Source organism: Mesorhizobium delmotii, assembly GCF_900149755.1.
Taxonomy (GTDB): domain Bacteria; phylum Pseudomonadota; class Alphaproteobacteria; order Rhizobiales; family Rhizobiaceae; genus Mesorhizobium; species Mesorhizobium delmotii.
In genome coordinates, this window is the sequence record NZ_FUIG01000002.1 from 207,768 (window position 1) to 225,299 (window position 17,532).

General features: G+C 61.5%; 15 protein-coding genes. 10 read left to right on the top strand and 5 right to left on the bottom strand.

Annotation, left to right across the window (positions count from 1 at the left end):
- The first annotated feature begins 53 nt into the window (after positions 1-53).
- From BQ8482_RS01085 to BQ8482_RS01095, 3 genes are all read left to right on the top strand, one after another.
- A complete protein-coding gene (locus tag BQ8482_RS01085; protein ID WP_123145955.1) occupies positions 54-590 on the top strand; it encodes a FecR domain-containing protein in 537 nt (178 codons plus the stop codon).
- Between the two features lie 5 nt (positions 591-595).
- Entirely contained in the window at positions 596-2,461 is a 1,866-nt protein-coding gene (locus BQ8482_RS01090) for a CHASE2 domain-containing protein (protein WP_123145886.1), read from the top strand.
- A gap of 534 nt (positions 2,462-2,995) precedes the next feature.
- Positions 2,996-3,262, top strand: a complete 267-nt coding sequence (locus tag BQ8482_RS01095) for a BrnA antitoxin family protein (protein WP_123145887.1) — start codon at positions 2,996-2,998, stop codon at positions 3,260-3,262.
- A gap of 43 nt (positions 3,263-3,305) precedes the next feature.
- Here BQ8482_RS01095 and BQ8482_RS01100 read toward each other — a convergent pair whose 3' ends face one another.
- Positions 3,306-4,787, bottom strand: a complete 1,482-nt coding sequence (locus BQ8482_RS01100) for an ATP-binding protein (RefSeq protein ID WP_123145888.1) — start codon at positions 4,785-4,787, stop codon at positions 3,306-3,308.
- A complete protein-coding gene (locus BQ8482_RS01105; protein WP_123145889.1) occupies positions 4,784-5,503 on the bottom strand; it encodes a response regulator in 720 nt (239 codons plus the stop codon). The genes BQ8482_RS01100 and BQ8482_RS01105 overlap by 4 nt, the downstream gene beginning before the upstream one ends.
- A 320-nt stretch (positions 5,504-5,823) precedes the next feature.
- On the opposite strand from BQ8482_RS01105, the gene BQ8482_RS01110 reads away from it, so the two are divergent.
- A complete protein-coding gene (locus tag BQ8482_RS01110) occupies positions 5,824-6,294 on the top strand; it encodes a (2Fe-2S)-binding protein (protein ID WP_123145890.1) in 471 nt (156 codons plus the stop codon).
- 11 nt (positions 6,295-6,305) lie between these two features.
- Positions 6,306-8,480: a xanthine dehydrogenase family protein molybdopterin-binding subunit gene (locus BQ8482_RS01115; protein ID WP_123145891.1), complete on the top strand. Its 2,175-nt coding sequence runs from the start codon at positions 6,306-6,308 to the stop codon at positions 8,478-8,480.
- A 282-nt stretch (positions 8,481-8,762) separates the two neighbouring features.
- On the opposite strand, the gene BQ8482_RS01120 is transcribed toward BQ8482_RS01115, so the two are convergent.
- Both BQ8482_RS01120 and BQ8482_RS01125 read right to left on the bottom strand, forming a co-directional pair.
- The gene (locus BQ8482_RS01120) at positions 8,763-9,365 is read right to left on the bottom strand and encodes a cupin domain-containing protein (RefSeq protein ID WP_123145956.1); all 603 of its coding nucleotides are present in this window, start codon (positions 9,363-9,365) and stop codon (positions 8,763-8,765) included.
- 164 nt (positions 9,366-9,529) lie between these two features.
- The gene (locus tag BQ8482_RS01125; RefSeq protein ID WP_123145892.1) at positions 9,530-10,288 is read right to left on the bottom strand and encodes a CPBP family intramembrane glutamic endopeptidase; all 759 of its coding nucleotides are present in this window, start codon (positions 10,286-10,288) and stop codon (positions 9,530-9,532) included.
- A gap of 229 nt (positions 10,289-10,517) precedes the next feature.
- On the opposite strand from BQ8482_RS01125, the gene BQ8482_RS01130 reads away from it, so the two are divergent.
- The 5 genes from BQ8482_RS01130 to BQ8482_RS01150 all read left to right on the top strand — a co-directional run bounded on the left by BQ8482_RS01130 (position 10,518) and on the right by BQ8482_RS01150 (position 16,428).
- Positions 10,518-11,471: a LysR family transcriptional regulator gene (locus BQ8482_RS01130; protein ID WP_123145893.1), complete on the top strand. Its 954-nt coding sequence runs from the start codon at positions 10,518-10,520 to the stop codon at positions 11,469-11,471.
- A gap of 201 nt (positions 11,472-11,672) precedes the next feature.
- Positions 11,673-12,686, top strand: coding sequence for an amino acid ABC transporter substrate-binding protein (locus tag BQ8482_RS01135; RefSeq protein WP_123145894.1), 1,014 nt, complete (start codon positions 11,673-11,675; stop codon positions 12,684-12,686).
- Positions 12,687-12,753: 67 nt separating this feature from the next.
- Positions 12,754-13,941, top strand: coding sequence for an amino acid ABC transporter permease (locus BQ8482_RS01140; protein ID WP_123145895.1), 1,188 nt, complete (start codon positions 12,754-12,756; stop codon positions 13,939-13,941).
- 3 nt (positions 13,942-13,944) lie between these two features.
- The gene (locus BQ8482_RS01145) at positions 13,945-15,084 is read left to right on the top strand and encodes an amino acid ABC transporter permease (protein WP_165848383.1); all 1,140 of its coding nucleotides are present in this window, start codon (positions 13,945-13,947) and stop codon (positions 15,082-15,084) included.
- A gap of 165 nt (positions 15,085-15,249) precedes the next feature.
- Positions 15,250-16,428 carry a MalY/PatB family protein gene (locus tag BQ8482_RS01150; protein WP_165848384.1) on the top strand — a complete coding sequence of 393 codons (1,179 nt, stop codon included), beginning with the start codon at positions 15,250-15,252 and terminating at the stop codon, positions 16,426-16,428.
- A gap of 50 nt (positions 16,429-16,478) precedes the next feature.
- On the opposite strand, the gene BQ8482_RS01155 is transcribed toward BQ8482_RS01150, so the two are convergent.
- On the bottom strand, positions 16,479-17,357 hold the full coding sequence (locus BQ8482_RS01155) for a GNAT family N-acetyltransferase (protein ID WP_123145897.1): 879 nt from the start codon (positions 17,355-17,357) through the stop codon (positions 16,479-16,481).
- Between the last annotated feature and the right edge of the window lie 175 nt (positions 17,358-17,532).

Below are 17,532 nucleotides of genomic sequence, written 5' to 3' on the forward strand. Positions count from 1 at the left end.
TAAACAGCAAAGATTTTCTTGCCGCAGATTTTCGCAAAAGCAAGGAGACGTTCATGAGCGCAAGTGGCCGACATCTCCGGAGCCTGATTGCATGCATGCTTGCCTGTGTCTTTTGGGTGGATACCGCTTCAGCGCAGTCGAATAACGCCGGCTGTACGTTCCGACTGGTAGCAGGTACGTCCCGACAAATTCTGAGATGCCGGGAAGGCCTTACCATCATTGCGGAAGATGGCGCTCGTTTTGCAGTGGTGGACCGTGATCGAAATGGTAGTGCCGATGCGGTCACATTACGGCGCAAGGCGCTGTTGCTCGATGCTCCAGCCGGCAGGGTCCGGGGTGGCTTCGCTGTCGTCACCCCGCAGGCGATCGCCGCGGTGCGAGGCACAAAATGGGCAGTCGACGTTGCCCGTGGCAAGACGTCTGTTTTCGTCGTCAAAGGTCGCGTCGCCGTGCAAAGGCCGGCGTCCAATGCTGGCGTAGTCCTCGGGCCGGGCGAAGGCGTCGATGTGGAAGCCGGAACAGGCACACTGACGGTCAAGCGCTGGCCCGCCGCACGTGTTTCGGCTTTGATGGCCCGTTTCGGTCAGTAAGCTAAATGAGCGGGCGAGCGCTTCAGACGCTGATTGCGCTCGTTCTGGCGGGTCTTTGGGGGGCCGGCCTTGGCTTTGCGCACTGGCGCGGCAACATGTGGTCCCTCGATCGCGTCGAAGCAACGATGACGGATCTTCGAACGCTTGTTCGGGGAACGGCAAAGCCGCCGGAGCTGATTACCATTGTCGCAATAGACGACGAAACAGTCCGAAACGACGGCCGCTATCCCCTCAGCCGCGCCACGCTTGCCCGGATTGTCGATACGATAGCTCGCTTTGGGCCGAAAGCCATTGCGGTCGACCTGCTGCTGGTCGATCCCGGGAAAAAAGATGATGATGAGGCGCTCGCGCGTTCGCTTCGTGGGACTTCAAGCGTAATCGCTGCTGCAGCGGTCTACTCGGGAGGTAAACAATCGATTGCAGTCGAGGGCGATGGCCCTCTCGCCCGAGTGCCGAATGCCAAGCGGTTTCTGTGGCCCCTGGAAGCGTTCTCGGATATCGCCGCTGTCGGCGTCGTGAACGTGGTTACCGACTGGACGGGAACGCCTCGGTTCGTCCCGTTGCTGTTTCGGGCCGGAGATCGGACGGAAGCGTCTTTCTCCCTGCGCGTTGCCGCCATGGCGGTGGGAGAGGATCCGGGAATTGCGCCCGACTATCTATCTCTGGGTGGACAGCGGATTCGGACGGACATTGGTCACATACTCCCTCTGACATTCTATGGCCCCCGCGGCACGATCCGCACGATCAGCGCCACGACGGTTCTGGGGGGCCAAGTCGATGGCGGCATTATTCGGGATCGAATTGTTGTGATCGGTGCCACTGCAACCGGCACCGGCGATGTTTTCCCGACACCGTTTGATCCCGTGCTCCCAGGCGTCGAGGTCATGTCGACGGCCATTGCCCATCTGATGACCGGCGACGGCATAGTGCGAGATCAGTACGTTCGCCTTGCAGATGCCGGCTTTGCAGTGGTGCTGCCAGTGGTCCTTGTGGGGCTGTTGGCATGGCGTCGCAACGCCATCGGCCTTGCGGCGATCGTCGGCGTGGTTGTGACCTGGTTCGTGGTCAATATGACCGCATTCTCACACCATATCTGGCTGAGCGCGGCGTTGCCGATGGCCGCCGCCGTTCCGCCAGCTATTTTGTTCGGGGCCGCGCAGCTTTGGTTGGGCAGGAACCAGGCCCAGTATTTCGCCACGCAGAGCGAATTGCTTCAACGAGTTCAGGCCCCGGGCCTTGCGGGGTGGCTCGCGAAGCATGGCGACTTTCTCCTGGAACCTGTCCGGAGGGACGCCGCCATCATATTCATTGACCTGTCCGGTTTCACCGGACTGAGCGAAACATTGGGGCCGAACGCCACACGCGAACTTTTGAACACGTTCCATGCCTTGGTGGACGAAGAGGTGACAAGCTGCGGTGGCGTTGTCACGAATTTCATGGGTGACGGAGCCATGATCCTGTTCGGTCTACCGGAAGCAACGACAGATGATGCCTTCAATGCTGCCCGCTGCTGCGCAGCGCTCTCCAGCCGTACCAACAACTGGCTCGTCTCGTTGCCCGCATCGACTGCATCGAGGCTCGGCTTCAAGATCGGAGCGCATTACGGAACAATCGTTGCGTCGAGACTCGGTGGCAAAGGCCGTCAGCACATCGCGACTACTGGTGATACGGTTAACGTCGCCAGTCGCTTGATGGAGATCGCGGCCGACCAAAATGCCGAAGTCGCAGTGAGCGACAAAATGGTGCAAGTCGCCGGCCGCGACTGCGAGTTGTTCAAATCTGGTGCTCTAAGAGGACCTGTGGAAGCACAGGTCCGCGGGCGTTCAGGCTCGCTCGCAATCTGGCTGTGGCAGAGTTCGCAGACGCTGTAGGATACTAGGCCCCGTGAACAATGATGGTACCGGAATGTCTGAATGGCGCCCATTTTGGCCGCGACACTTCAAATCCTGCCTGAGGCCTCGGCCAACCCGAACGGGAGACTTTGAAAAAATCCGCATTGATGGAAGGCGGCTTCGGGTCATCAGCGCTGGTTTGCCGCGAATGTCGGCTATCGGGCAGCAAAATGGGCTGGCGAAGGTCGCCTTTGGGTTAGAACGTCCGGTTCAGGCTGTGCGGCGGAAAGACAGAGAGAGGTCGAACCTTGCCGATCAGGTATCGGCGAAACGCTACCGTGAATCTGTGTCCCAATAATGGACAGGGGCCCAGTTGCACCGTCGCCATCGAGGGCGTAGCCACCAACACGCCGGCAAATAATGCAATGGCGCGCATTTCCTCCTCCCGGGGAGGCGAGACCATTGCCTCTCGCGTCGATATTCGATTCACTGTTCCAGGCAGTGGGCCGAAGCATTCAGATGCGTTTTGCGTTGCATGTCTCTTCCTTTCGTTATCTCGAGTCAGGACCATCAATGGCAAATCCTCCGCGCCGGCCGACAAATCCAATGGCTGCCGCCGAAGCCGCCTTCAAGCCTGCCAAGAAGCCGGCCGCACCGGTTCGCGAAACCGCAGCTGCTCCAAATGTCAGAGAGCTTGTTTCAATCAGGATCGATCGAGCTGTCCTGGATTATTTCCAGGGCGACGGACCAGGCTGGCAGGACCGTATTAACGGCGCTTTGCGGGCCATCGTCGAGAAGCGGATCGCTGCCGAGGACGACCGTTCAGACGACATCACCTGACGAAAATGTGAGCGCCTGGCGCGATCGCGGGAACGGGTTTCGGTCAAACCGGCAAGGATTGCAGTCCGGTCGGAGGGTTGGTCTCAGGCACAGGCGCCGGGGCAAGCTGCTTGGCCATGTCGATCAGCGGCAGCCGGATGACCGCACGAAGGCCGTTGCTCCGGTTTTCCAGCACGATGTCGCCGCCGTGGTGACGGGCGATGGCGCGGGCGATTGACAGGCCGAGCCCGACGCCACCGGTCTCCCGGTTGCGCGACTGCTCCAGGCGGAAGAAGGGGGCGAACACCTGTTCCATTTCGCCTGGCGGAATGCCGGGCCCGGCGTCCTCGACCATGATGTCCAGGCTGTCGGCACGCCTGACCAGGCTCACCTTGGCCTGCTCGCCGTAGCGGATGGCATTTTCGACGAGGTTGCGGATCGCCCGGCGCAGGGAGTCCGGCCGGCAGCGGTACAGCACCTTGGGCCCGTCGCTGACGGTGACGTTTTGGCCCAGCTCCGCGAGGTCGTCGCAGAGGCCGCCGACCAGCGCCGAAAGATCGACGGTTCGCGTCTCCTCTACCGCGGCGTCCTCGCGCGCGAAGGCGAGCGCTGCTTCCGTCATTGTCTGGATTTCCTCGATGGTCTTCAGCATCTTTTCCTGGAGGTCGTGATCCTGGACGAACTCCGCGCGCAGCCGGAGCGAGGTCAGCGGCGTGCGCAGGTCGTGGCTGATCGCCGCCAGCATGCGCGTCCGGTCCTCGACGAAGCGCTGCAGGCGCTCCTGCATGCGGTTGAACGCCTCGGCGGTCTGGCGAATGTCGTCCGGCCCTGATTCCGGCAGCCGCGGCACGGCCTCGCCGCGGCCGAACAGTTCAGCGGCATTGGCGAGCCGTCGCAGCGGACGCGCGATTGCCTGCGCCCCGAAAATCGCTATGGCGGACAGGATGAGTGCGGTGAGCGCCAGCGATATCGCCGATTGCGCCGTCCAGAAGGCGTTCGGCATCGCCTTGGCGTAGGCGGCATTCAGCCAGGTGCTATCCTCGAGGCGGACGGAAAGGCCCATGCCGTTTGGGGCGGCGTCCATATAGAGAAACTTGGCCGGCCGCGAGAATGGCATGCCATTGCCGGACAAATCCAGCATGCGCGGCGGCACGGAAGGGTCGGCGGCATCGACTGCGGTCGAGGCCTGCCCGTTCATATACGCGGCATACTTGCCGGCAATTCCTGGCAGCGGCTTGGCGAGCTCGGTCAAGGCTTCCTGCTGCCAGGCGAGGGGATTGCTCGGTCCATCGTCCGAGGTCCAGAAGCGCGTATAGGCCGTGCCGCTGACATTGAGGATGTCGGGCCGAAGCGAGGGCGGCGTCGTGTCCAGCAGAAGCGCAAGCGAGGACGTGCGGCTGACGAACTCGCCCTTGGCCGCCGCGTGCAGGGCCTGGCCGCGCTCGTCCCACGAGATCAGGAACGTGATCGCCTGCGACAGGGCGAGCGCAAGCAGCACCAGCATCAGGAAGCGGGCCGCCAGGCTGCGTCTCCACAACAGCATCATGCCTGGGCCACCTCGGCGGTGAAGCAGTAGCCGCCGCCCCAGTGCGTCTTGATCAGCATCGGATTCTTTGGGTCCGCCTCGATCTTCTTGCGCAGCCGGCTCACCTGGTTGTCGACGGCCCGGTCGAAACCGTCGGCCGAGCGCCCGACGGTGAGGTCGAGCAACTGATCCCGGCTGAGCACGATCCCGACATGCTCGATAAAAGCGGTGAGAAGGCGGAATTCGGCCGTGCTGAGCGCGACCGCCACGCCGTCGTGCCCGACCAGCTCGCGGCGGCCGACATTCAGCGTCCAGCGGTCGAACCGAAGCGCGTTCGACTTTAGACGACCGCGCTGCGGTGGCAGGCTGTGGACGCGCCTGAGCACGGCCTTGATCCGCGCCAGCAGTTCCCGTGGATTGAACGGCTTGGTCAGGTAGTCGTCGGCCCCGATCTCGAGGCCGACGATCCGGTCGACCTCCTCGGCCATGGCGGTAAGGAAGATGATCGGAACGTCGACCGTTCCGCGCACGTGCCGGCAGGCGGCAATGCCGTCCTCGCCAGGCATCATGACGTCGAGGACGATAAGATCGGGCAGGCTGCGGTCGAGCAGCCGCTTGAGCGCGGCCGTGCTGTCGGCGACGCTGACGCGATAACCTTGCTGGGTGAGGTATTTCCCGACCAGGTCGCGGATGTCCCTGTGGTCGTCGACGACCGCGATGTGCTGCGCCGCTTCCATACAATGCTCCAAAGCCGCCGCTGAATAGTCGGCCAGTATCGACGATATCTAGTTTGCGTCTACACGGATGATCACCTTCTGCGCCACGGCGGCAATCTCGCGCGGCATCAACAAAGCGTGAGAAGTGTAACGAAATGTATCAGAGCGCAGCGCCTGCGACAGCTTGCGATGAACTGCCGGTCGTCGGGACAAGGTTCTGCGACAGCTTCCGCCTAACTTGGCCTCGTCGCTAGCCCGGACTTCCAGTCTTTGCCGCCAGGCCATGCCGTGCGGCATCCGGACGGCGGTCCTCGCCAGCCTTTGATCGAAAGGATTGCACAATGGCCAGATTGATCATCAACGGCACGCCACGTGACATCGAGGTCGATCCGGATACGCCGCTGCTGTGGGTGATCCGCGAGCAGATCGGGCTTACCGGGACGAAATACGGTTGCGGCGTTGCCGCCTGCGGCGCCTGCACCGTCCATATAGACGGCGTCGCCACGCGCTCCTGCGTACTTCCGGTGAGCGCGGTCGAGCCGGACCAGCAAATCACCACTATCGAGGGGCTTTCGCCGGACAGTTCGCATCCGGTCCAGCAGGCCTGGCTGGCGCTCGACGTGCCGCAATGCGGCTACTGCCAGGCCGGCATGATCATGGCTGCGGCGGGTCTGCTCATGCAGAACCCGAACCCCGCGGACGAGGACATAAACGCCGAGATCACCAATATCTGCCGCTGCGGCACCTACAACCGGGTGCGCGCCGCGATCAAGCTGGCCGCCAAAAGCGGCGAAACCACGCAACGCGGTTGAGGAGAACAGTCATGAACGCCATAATTTCCATCTCCCGCCGCAGCTTCATCATCGGCGTGGCCTCCACGGCCGGCGGCCTGTCCCTCGGATTCAACGTGCCGTTCATCAAACCTGCGCTTGCCGAGGGCGCCGAGACCACGTCGGAGATCAATGCCTGGGTGGTGATCAGGCCCGACGATACGGTTGTCATCCGCATCGCCCGTTCCGAGATGGGGCAGGGGACGCTGACCGGCCTGGCGCAACTCGTCGCCGAGGAGCTGAATTGCGACTGGTCAAAGGTCACGACCGAATACCCGTCGCCGGCCCAGAACCTCGCACGCGACCGCGTGTGGGGCAATTTTTCGACCGGCGGCAGCCGCGGCATCCGCGAATCGCACGAATACGTGCGCATTGGTGGCGCCGTTGCGCGCGAGATGCTGATTGCCGCCGCGGCCGCCGAATGGGGCGTGCCGGCCAGCGAATGCACCGCGAGGATGGGCATGGTCACGCATGCAGCATCAGATCGCGCCACCTTTTATGGACAGTTGGCTGCCGCCGCCGCGCGGATGACGCCGCCTGCCAATGTCACGCTGAAGGACCCCAAGGACTGGACCATAGCCGGCAAGCCGCTGCCGCGACTCGACACGGCCGACAAGCTCAACGGCAGCCAGGTCTATGGCGTCGACCTCAAGCTGCCGAACATGCTCAACGCGGCGATCCGGGCCTGCCCCTATTTCGGCGGTAAGGTGGAGAGTTTTGACGCGGCGGCGGTCGCGGCCATGCCCGGCGTGCGCACCGTCGTTCAGGTCGACGAAACCGCCGTTGCGGTTGTCGCCGACACGTGGTGGCGAGCGAAGACCGCTCTCGATGCCCTGCCGGTCATCTGGGACGAAGGTCCCAACAGGCAGGTCACCAGCGCCTCGATCGCAGCGATGCTCGAGGAGGGGCTCGGCGCAAATGACGCCTTCATCGGCGCCGTGCAAGGTGACGCCGGAGCTGCGCTGTCCGCAGCCGGCCGGACGGTCACGGCGACCTATGCCTTCCCCTACCAGAACCATGCGACCATGGAGCCGATGAACGCGACGGCGCGCTACACGCCGGAGCGCTGCGAGGTGTGGGTGCCGACCCAGAATGGCGAGGCGAGCCTTGCTGCAGCGGCCGAGGCCGCCGGCCTGCCGGTGCAGCAATGCGAGGTGCACAAGATCCATCTCGGCGGCGGCTTCGGCCGGCGCGGCAACTTCCAGGACTATGTGCGCCAGGCGGTCAGCATAGCCAGGCAGGTGCCGGGAACGCCTGTAAAGCTCATGTGGTCGCGCGAAGAGGATATGCTGCACGGCGCCTATCACCCGACCACCCGATGCCGGCTGACGGGCGCGCTCGACGCCGATGGCAATTTGACCGCTCTGCACATGCGCATCTCCGGCCAGTCGATCCTTGCCGCGGTGCGGCCGGAAGCCATGCAGAACGGCATGGACCCGGTCGTCTTCCAGGGCCTGGTCCTCAGCGGCACGGAAGGCACGCTGGGATATACGGTGGACAATCTGCTTGTCGACCATGCCATGCGCAACCCACCGATCCCGCCAGGCTTCTGGCGCGGCGTCAACCTCAACCAGAATGCGCTCTACGTCGAGTGTTTCATGGACGAACTCGCCCATGCGGCCGGCGTCGACCCGCTCGCCTTCCGCCGCAAGCTGATGGCCAAACATCCGAAGCATCTCGCCGTGCTGGAGGCGGTTGCCGAACGGATCGGCTGGGACACCCCGCCGGCGGCCGGCGTTCACCGCGGCCTGGCGCAGATCATGGGCTTCGGCAGTTATGTCGCGGCGGCAGCGGAGGTTTCGATCATCGACGGGCAGCTCAGGATCCACCGCATCGTGGCGGCCACCGATCCGGGTCATGTCGTCAACCCCGCACAGGTGGAGAGGCAGGTCGAGGGCTCTTTCGTCTACGGCCTTTCCGCCTGCATCTACGGCGAATGCACCGTCAATGGCGGCCGCATGGAGCAGGAGAACTTCGACAGCTACGAGGTCGTGCGCATGGCCGACATGCCGGTGGTGGAGACGATCATAATGCCATCCGGCGGCTTCTGGGGCGGCGTCGGCGAGCCCACCATCGCGGTCGCCGCGCCGGCCGTCCTCAATGCGATCTTCGCCGCCACCGGCAAGCGCATCCGCACGATGCCGCTGAAGAACCATGACCTCGCATGACATGAGGCGCGCGAAGAACAGGCGCGGCGGACGATCGTTCGTGCCTGTCCTGCTTGCGGGGCTCGTGGCCAGCGCGTCGGCGTGGGCCGACGCGGCGCCTGGTGCGACCGCGTGCACCTGGCTGTCACGGGCCGGCGGCGCTCGGCAACAACCTGGCCGTAATCGCCGAGCACCAAGTGCCCGTCTTGATCGATGGGTTTTCCAAACAATGCGACCAGGAGCGCGAGACGCCCCAGCTCGTGCGTTCTGTACTTGTGGGTCTTCGATCGATCTGCGCCTGCTTCAGGTCTTCTTCCAACTTTGCAGAAGCGGGCCTCTGCTCCCATAGACGGGATCCTTGCGTGGACGACTTACCTTCTTGGTCGTCGCGAGCGCGCGATCATGCTCCTGGGCAGTCGTGCATTCGTCATAGGTCCCAAACGGAGGATAGGCGCCGACCACGAGAAGATCGTCGGATGCCGAAAGGCATTGGTGCCCGGTGCCAGCCGGAAGAACCGCGACGTCGCCCGCCTTCAGGGACAGGGTTCGGCCCTTTTTGCCTCCAAACCGGACTTTGGCCGTACCGGCCGCAACCCCGAGCACCTCATGTATTCGCGAATGGTAGTGAACGTAGTCGTAGATGCCATTCCGCCAGCTGTCCCCCCATCCAGTGACCTCGAAAAGCTCCTCCAAGACGGCTGCGGGATCAAATTCTTCGGGCAGCCTCACGGCGCCGCGATAGACGACAAGCGGCCAAAACGGATGATTGGGCACCAGGCCATCATCCTTGAACCAAAACTCATTTGCTTTTCGCCGCCTTACAAGATCGGTTACTTCTTGCCTGCCCGGTGCTGCGAAACCGGTAACCTGCTCGACGGCTTTCTTGGTTCTCTGCAGAACGCTCATGATGTAGCCTTGCATTGCTGGTTGTCGGAAGACGAGCCTTCATGCCGATTCAACCGGCTGCATGCCGGTCGGTTCCGCTGCCTGTTGCAGGCCGTCCCTATCTCTGCCTTCGAGGCCACTCGACTGGATGAAGCGGCCGGCGATGCTGCAGAATGCAGATGCGGCTACCCGCCATGCGCCCGGCCAGGGTTGCCTCTCGGTAACGATTCCGCCTGCGATTTCGGCAAGAGGAACACCGCCCATGGCGCCACCGCGGTCACAACCAGCCAGACCAGTGCGAGCTGGATAAAGCTTTCGTCCGGTACCACCACAAGCTTGATCGTCCCCTGGATCACGGCATGCAGAAACGCACCCGGCCAGATCGAATTCCCCGCCCGCTCGAAGATCGCGGCCAACGGGAAGATCAGCGACAACGCCACCCCTAGTGACACTGCCGCGAGGATCGGCTCCATCGTCCAGAACATCGCGAGATGGACGAGAACGAACGGCACCGCCGCGATTGCAGCCGCCCTCCAGAAGGTCCGCCCCTCACGCAGGTGCCGGAAGAGGAACCCCCGAAACACTGTCTCTTCGGCGATCCCGCCCTGTGCAAAGATGCCGAACGCGAGCCACCACCAGCCATCGCGCAGCGAGAGCGGTAGCGCCGCGATCGCGCAATAGATTGGGATCAGTGTGATCAAGACGACGCTGCCGATCACTGTGAACCAAGTTGCTCCGCTTCGCGGCGCACCGAGGCCTAGCGCCAGCGCCGCCTCTCGCGGCACCTTCCGCGCTACTATGTACTCAACAATGAAGGCCGCAACGATCGCTAGCGTCCCGACAATGAGCCCCCATTCGCCCCGAAATCTCCGGAGCGACCACGCTGACCTGTCGAGGACGAGATAGAGGGCCAGCAATCCGGCAAAGATGAGAACCAGCCTCACCGCCGCTCCTCCTTATAACCGCAGCCTCTGAGAAACGGAGCAGAAAGTCACGTGGCGTCTCCGGGCGCTTGCCCGCGCCGATTTGCAAATCCGTAGCGATGGCAGGGCTCGCAAACGAGGCGCGCGTGACTCGTGGGCGTTCTCGCCTCATGATGAAAAACCAAGGCCTTATCGGCTCTTTGAGTCATCTTTCGGTGCTGATTCATGACAAACCATTCATGGCAATCTCATGAGCTTCGATGACCTCGACCTGAATTTGCTGCGCGTATTCGACGTAATGATGCGCGAAAGAAGCGTGACGCGTACGGCATGCGAATTGGGAAGAACGCAATCTGCGATTAGCCATTCCTTATCCAGGTTGCGGCACCTTTTCGGCGATAAGCTGTTCACGCGCGATGGAGGCGTAATGAGGCCAACCCCGCGGGCGGTCGAGCTTCTGCCAGACATCTCAGCCGGATTAGCGACGATTCGAGCCTCAATTGATCGCCATCAAACTTTCGATCCCGCAACCACTCGGCGGAACTTTCGTGTCGGACTCACTGACTACCATGCGATGATAATCATACCACGTCTCCTCCGGGAGTTTTCCAGGCAGGCGCCCGGCGCCACGTTGAATATTATTCCAGCGAACGGGCTCGATATCCCGTCCTCAGTTCATCTTCGACAGATCGACTGTGCATTGACTGGAGCAGTGATCAAGGATGACCCAAGCCTCTTGAAGATCGAACTGGGCCAGGATCGACTCTTCTGCGCAGTTTGGAGCGGCAGCCAAATCGCAAGTTCGGCGATGTCATTGGAGACATATCTGTCAGCGTCTCACTTGCAGGTTTCCGCCGATGGTGTTTCCAGCGGGCTTGCGGATGCCGCCCTCAAGGAGCTTGGTTTGCAGCGGAACGTGGTCGCGACGATATCGAACTATCTGGCGCTTCCGTGGGTTTTGCGAGGCACCGAACTTGTTGCTCATTGTGGTGACGGAATCCTCCAAATCCTCGATAGAGCGAGTGAAGTGACGCTCCTTTCGCCGCCCCTGCCGATCCCAAATGTGAGCGCGTGGCTGCTCCTTCATCCGCAGATGGCCACGGACCCAGGGACGATCTGGCTCAAAGAAGTTCTCTCAAATATCTACTCTGAGTCGCAGATAAAGAAGAGAGAAATTGTTTCTGAGAGAGAACAGCGGAAATAAACAGGAGACACACGTCGCGTTGCTCCAATGGAGTGCGCTGGTATGAGAAGATGTGTCTTCAGACAGGGATTAACGGCTGAAACCCTACGAGCGTAACCATGTGTATGAGTGAGGCTCATATTCATCATGACGAGAATGAATTTGACCAATAATTCCGCTTGCGCAACCTTGGTGATCCACAAGAAAATAAGGGGAACCAGGATGCAATCAATTCTCAAGGGACTGGTCGGAGCAGCGGTAGGGCTCGTTGTCTCCAACGCGTCCGCCGCGACGATCGAAAATGTCAAGAAGAACGGAGTTCTGACCTGCGGAACCAACTCAGCGACAGCCGGATTTAGCCTGCCGGACAATGAGGGCAAATGGACCGGGTTCGTGGTCGACTATTGTCGCGCTGTTGCCGCAGCGGTTCTGGGCGATGCGCAGAAGGTAAGGTTCATTCCGCTTACGCCGAAGGACCGCTTCACCGCGCTTCAGTCGGGCGAGATCGATATACTCGCACATAACGCAACCTGGACGTCATCCCGCGACACGTCTCTCGGAATACTTTTTGCGGGCACGTATTTCTACGATGGCCAGGGCTTCATGGTCCGCAAAGCGGAGAACATCGGTTCGGCCAAAGATCTGGATGGCGCGTCCATCTGCGTCACTCAGGGCACGACGACCGAGTTGAATCTGGCCGATTACTTCCGGTCGCATTCGATGACATACTCGACCGTCGGGTTTGCCGATGAAGAAGCCGTCGTAAAGGCCTACGACGAAGGTCGCTGCGACGTCCTCTCCGCCGACACGTCCACCTTGAATGCGTCGCGCCAGCGCATGGCGAAGGCCGACGACAGCATCGTGCTTCCCGAACTTATCTCCAAGGAGCCGCTTGGGCCTGCCGTGCGGCAGGGCGATGATCATTGGCTCAACGTGGCCAAATGGACGCTCCTTGTCATGGTCGCTGCCGAAGAATTGGGCGTAACCTCTGAGAATGTCGATGGAATGAAGTCGTCGGACAACCCGAACATTCGTCGGCTGCTCGGAGCGGAGGGCAGCCTCGGAAAGGATCTCGGGCTTGGCGATACCTGGTCCGTGGACGTTATCAAGCAGGTCGGCAACTATGGCGAAGTGTTCGATCGCAATATCGGCAAGGCCTCGCCGCTCAAGATGGAGCGCGGCCTGAACGCTCTTTGGAGTGAGGGCGGTCTCCAGTACGCCCCGCCGATCCGCTAGGCTGGGTCGGTCACGAGCCGCCGGCGATTGCGCCGGCGTCTTTCCGCACCAACACAGGAACAGGGTCATGTCCGATGTGCTGCTCGCCGCGCCCTCGCGCAGGAGCCGGTCTCTGCACGACGCCAAGGTCCGGGGCATCATCTATCAGCTTTTGCTAGCGGGCAGCCTGCTGGCCTTGGCCGTGGGCATTGCCGTTCAGACTGCGTCGAACATGAGGGCACGCGGGATTCCGCTGTCTTTCGGCTTCTGGAACGAGGCCGCCGGCTTCGACATCAATCAGACGCTGATCCCCTACGACACGCTCTCCACCTACGGCCAAGCGTTCTGGGTGGGTGTGGTCAACACCCTCTATGTGAGCCTGCTTGGAATCGTGTTGGCCACAATCTTGGGCTTTGTCGTCGGCATTGCCCGCCTGTCACCGAACTGGATCGTTTCAAAGGTCGCGGCCTCGTATGTCGAGATCATACGCAATATCCCGTTATTGCTGCAGCTATTGTTCTGGTACAATGCAGTCCTGAAAGCGCTGCCTGCGCCGAGGGCGTCGATCGAACTCCCCGGCGGCATCTATCTGAACAATCGCGGTCTCATCATTCCGGAAATCCAGCTCTACGCAGGAGCAGGTAGCGTGGGACTTGCAGTCCTGGCGGCCAGCATCTTCTGCGTCGCTTTTTGGTTCTACGCCAGGCGCACGCAGAACCGCACCGGAAAACAGCTGCCCGTGCTGTGGGTCAGCCTCGCTGCGTTGATTGGACTGCCTCTGGCCGTCTTTCTCCTGGTCGGCTCGCCGGTGTCGTTCGTGACGCCGGAGCTGAAAGGGTTCAATTACCGGGGTGGACACCAGCTTTATCCGGAGTTTGCCGCGCTTCTGATCGGCCTGTCCGTCTACACCGCTTCCTTTATCGCGGAAATTGTCCGCAGCGGGATCCAGGCTGTGCCGAAAGGCCAGACCGAAGCCGCCCATGCGCTCGGGCTTGCGCCGGGCAAAACGCTTCGCCTGGTCATTGTTCCGCAAGCACTGCGCATCATCATACCGCCCCTGACCAGCCAGTACCTGAATCTGACGAAGAATTCCTCACTCGCGGTGTTTATCGGCTACCCCGACCTCGTCCAGATTTTCGCGGGAACGGTGCTCAACCAGACCGGCGCCGCCGTCCAGGTGATGGCGATCACGCTGTCGGTCTACCTCGCGATTTCGCTCGTCATGTCGATGGCCATGAACACTTTCAATCAACGTTTCGCGATCGTCGAGAGGTGATGCATGAGCGGCCAGTCCCTGCATCCGCCCCTGGTTAGCGCTCCGCTTCTGCCGCCTATGGCGCCGCCTTGTGGAATCCGGCCGAGCCCGGCGACCTGGATCAGAAAGAACCTGTTCTCGACCCCGTTCTCAGGCGTGCTCACGATCTGCTTCACAGTTCTCGCCGCATGGCTTTTGCATCAGTTCGTGAGTTTTGCAGTCCTGGATGCAGTCTGGGCCGGCGGACAGGAAGAATGCCGCGCCAACCCTGACGGCGCCTGTTGGCCGTTCATCGTGGAGAAGTTCGACTATCTCCGTTACGGGGCATATCCGGTTTCCGAGCGCTGGCGGGTGGACCTGACGCTGGCAATCGGCGCCGTGCTGATCGTCTGGCTGCTGTGGAAACGGGCGCCGCGGCGCAATGTGGCGGCGTTGCTGTTCTTTGTTGCCTACCCGGTCGTCGCCTTCGTTCTGTTGAGGGGCGTCGCGTCCTTCAATCTGCCGGTGATCGATACCGTCTTATGGGGTGGGCTGCTCATCACGCTGCTCATGTCGATCGTGGGCATCGTCTTCTCGCTGCCGCTTGGTGTGCTTCTCGCGCTTGGCCGACGATCGGAGCTTCCCTTCGTCAGAGCAGTGTGTGTGATCTTCATCGAGGTCGTCAGGGGGGTGCCGTTCATCACGGTGCTGTTCATGGCGAATTTCATGATGCCGCTCTTCGTGCCCGACTATCTGACGCCCGATCGGCTGCTGCGTCCGCTGATTGCAATCGCGCTGTTCTCGTCCGCCTACATGGCCGAGGTGGTGCGCGCAGGCCTTCAGGCGATCCCCAAGGGGCAATATGAGGCGGCAAAGGCGCTCGGCGTCAGCCATTTCACCATGATGCGTCTGATCATCCTGCCGCAGGCGCTCACGATCGTTATCCCAGGCATAGTCTCTACCTTTATCGGGCTGTTCAAGGACACGACGCTGGTAGCGATCGTCGGCATTGCGGACTTCCTCAGGGCCGTCGAAACGGCGCGAGTCGACCCGAACTGGGCTGGGCCGACGATCTCCTCGACCGGCTATCTCTTCGCCGGGCTGGTCTACTGGATCTTCTGCTTTGGAATGTCCCGCTACTCGCAGTCGATGGAGCGCGCGTTGGCGCGCGGCCACGAGAGCTAGGAAGCGGAATATGCGACAGACCGTGCTCGACAGTTTCCTGCGCAAAATCCTCAGATAGCGCTCCGAAAGTTCGAGCAGCGGCGAGCGGCAAAAACCACACCCGGAAACCAGGCAATGGCTTGTGCAGATGCATCGCAACCGACGGTTGCGGAAAGAAATGTTGGAATGATCGACTTCGACAGGATCTATGATCGCCACCAATTTGGGTCAGTCAAATGGGCCAATCAGTGGGACGAATTCTCGCCTCGGGTCGAGGGCGAAGATCTGCTTTCTCTATGGACCGCGGACATGGATTTTCGCGCGCCTGAAACCGTCATCGCGCGCCTGCGAGAAGCCGCGGACCATGGGATCTATGGCTATACCCGCCGCGACCCCCGTCACTACGAGATTGTGCAATCATGGTTCGCGCGTCGGCACGACTGGTCGCCGGCACTGGAATCCCTGCTGCCGGCGCCAGCGATCATGCCGTCGGTGGCCGCGATGCTTCGGACCTTCACGAAGCCCGGGGACGGGGTGATTGTGCAGTCTCCCATCTACTCGCCTTATTTCGAAGTAATTCAGGGCAACGGAAGGAAGCTGCTGGTCAACAGGCTAAGGTTGCAGAATAACCGATACGAGCTCGACCTGGAGAACTTCGCGAAACTGGCAGCCGGCGCCAAGGCCTTCCTGTTGTGTAATCCGCACAATCCAGCTGGAAAGGCGTGGACGCACGGGGAATTGACGGCGCTGAACGATGTCTGCGAGCGCTACGGCATCCTCGTCATATCTGACGACATCCATTGCGATATCAGATTATCGGATCGCCCGCACATTGTCTTCTCGTCCCTCTCGGAGGATGCCGCGGAAAAGTCATTCATCTGCACGGCTCCAACGAAGACCTTCAATCTGGCCGGCGTGCCCTCCGCAACCGTGTCGGTGGCCAACAAGCAGCGGCGCGAGGCGCTTCTGGCCAGCATGCAGGCATCGTTCATGGTCAACGCCAACTTCTTTGGACGGCTGGCGCTAGAGATCGCCTACAGCACCGGCGCGCCGTGGCTGGATCAGCTGACGCGCTACATCGGCGGTAATGTCGATTTCGTCCTCAACTTCGCCGAGCATCGCCTGCCGGGCATCACACCGATGCGGCCGGACGCTTCCTTCCTGGTGTGGCTGGATGCGCGCGGACTCGATCGGAGGGTTGGAGGCGTTCAACAGTTTTTCGTCGACCGAGCCGGAGTCAATTTGTACGACGGGCGCGTCTATGGACCCGGTGGCGAAGGCTACATTCGCCTCAATGTCGGTTGCCCTCGTCCGCTGTTGCGCAGAGGGCTCGAACGTATGTCCAGGGCGCTGGAGTCGTTGTGAGAGCCTTGAACCTGCACATCTGCTGCTTGACGGCGATAGCGTGCTTGCATTCAGCTCCAGGCGTGGCTGGCCAATCCGTAGACCCAAGGTCCGTTGCTTTCCCGGTTCAGGAACCGGCGGCCTTTGGACATTGTCGTCACGGTCTCGGCAATGCCGAGGCCGCTCTGCTGAAGGAACTCGACAAACACGCCATCCCTCTCGCGCGTATCGACGCGCGCGAATCGACCTGCCAGCTTCTTCAGATGGACGGCGGTGAGATGGACCGCGTCCTGGTCGCTTCGAGCCACAATGGGGCCAATCACATGGCCGCGCCCGAACTCGCGACACATGGAATAGCCAACGACCTCGCCACCGCGGCTCAGAGTGGCTATCGAGGCATCCTCTGCGAGCAACGCAAGTAGCCCCGCACGATTTGTCCCAAACGCACGCGCGTCCAGCTCGGTGATCTCGCGAAGTCTGTCGCTGGGCAGCTCACTGAGTTCACCATCCAGAACTGGCATCGGCGGGAGTTTTTGTGGGGCCTCGCCCTGGCGCATGTAGACGATCGCCTCGCTCGTGAAGCCGAGTGAAATATACAGAGGATAGGCGGGATGGGTTGCATTCAGGGCCAGATTGCGATCCCCGCACTGCTCAAGGACCTGTTCCATGAGCCATCGGCCACCTCCCTGCGCCTGTGCGCGAGGCGTCGTGATCACCAGGCCAATGGTGGCAAAATCGTCCCCGTGGGGAAACCACATCGCACTTCCGAAGACGCGCCCAATTCCGTCAACGGCGACGATGCCGTGGCCGGCGCGGCGCAGTAGGTTCCAGTCCTTGGGGCGATGCGGCCAGCGGACAGAAATCGATAGTGCATGCAGCAGATCAACGTCGACATCATTGATGTCCCGCGCGACCAGTTCAAAGGATTTCAGGCGCACTGATCTCTGCATCTCAGTCGATCCGCTCCTTCAACGAATGCCCAACGCACGCGTCTTGATCCTGGCGCCTTTAGCCATGTTTGCGACAGGCCTCATTTGCCGCAGCTTTACAGGGGAAAGCCAGCAGGTTTCGCTGATTCGAGGCGTTTTTTCGCAATCTTCAGCCAAAGCACGACGCGATTCGGCA